Below are 1,129 nucleotides of genomic sequence, written 5' to 3'. Positions count from 1 at the left end.
GCTAAATCTATTTCATTTTTTGATTTAAAATTATTAATTATCGTGAGTTTAGCTTTAATTTTGTTATCTAATGATATTTGCTTTAATGTACTTAATTTCATTCCATTTTTCCAAACGTACAAGTTTTGAATATCATTTAATTCAAATACTTCTTTTGTTATAGCATTGTAATATGATGTTTCGTTGGAGTATGAATATAGTTTTGACCAATGATGGATAAATTCTGTAAGATTCGTTTTTTTAATTGTTAAAATGTTAATTTTCATAGTTTTATTTGTTTAATTTCATTGTTATAAGTATCTATAAACCATTCAAGAGTTTTACCCTCGTGACAAAGTTTTTTTGTTAAAGAACTTTTCAACTCTTTTATAAAATTCTTCTTCGCATTTTGCAACCTCAAAATCGATTGCCACTCTTCGTACTTCCAATAGAGTTTTAATTCTTGCGGACAATTCTGGGGAATTTTCATCAAGTCCTTTTCTAAGTTCATCGAGAGTTGTTGATTCAAGGCTGTTTTGTTCTCCCTCAATTCTTGTAATTTCGTTTTCTTCAAGATTGATTTTTCCTTCAAAATCTCTTTTAGATTCTTGATGTTTTCGTTCTGCTGATTTAATATCTTCATTAATTGAGGATTGTACTTTTTCTTCAAGTTTTGCTCTATCTGTTCTGACATCTTCAATTCTTGTTTCAATTTGCTCTGTAACTGCTCTAAATTGTTCCCAAATTTCTTCTCCCATTCTGTTTTCATCAAGTTGAGTTCTTGCTCCAAATTCATCTGTTTCTTGTTCAATTCGCTTGATAGCTGATTCTTCTTGTTTAATATGATATTCAATTGATTCTCTAACTCGCTGATTGGAGTAGTATTCTTCGGTAGCTTGTTGAAGTTCTTGATTTTTGTTGTTATATCTTTCTTCCAGATTTGAGTATTCGTTTTTAATTTTTGAGTGAGATTCTCTATTTCTATCAAGTGCATTTTCTCTATGTTGTTTTTCCAACTCACCCAATCTTTGTTGAGTTGCTTTTCGATTATTCGAAAGTCTTGATAGCTCTGATTCAAAGAGTCGTTCAGTTCGTCTGTACGATTCTGAACGTAGGAACTTGTTAATATTGCGTACGAGTTGGTTAATTT

At 30.0% G+C, this 1,129-nt stretch carries 2 protein-coding genes; both read right to left on the bottom strand.

Going from position 1 to position 1,129, the window contains the following annotated elements:
* Nucleotides 1–266 (bottom strand): hypothetical protein (locus tag JF818_RS16315; protein WP_233065940.1); only part of this gene is annotated, 266 nt, incomplete at its 3' end.
* Between the two features lie 54 nt (nt 267–320).
* Nucleotides 321–1,129: hypothetical protein (locus JF818_RS03900; protein ID WP_233065938.1), on the bottom strand; the 809-nt coding region annotated here is incomplete at its 5' end.

The organism is Sphaerochaeta sp. S2 (genome assembly GCF_016406725.1).
Classification (GTDB): Bacteria; Spirochaetota; Spirochaetia; order Sphaerochaetales; family Sphaerochaetaceae; genus Sphaerochaeta.
This window is presented reverse-complemented; position numbering and strand designations above follow the sequence as displayed.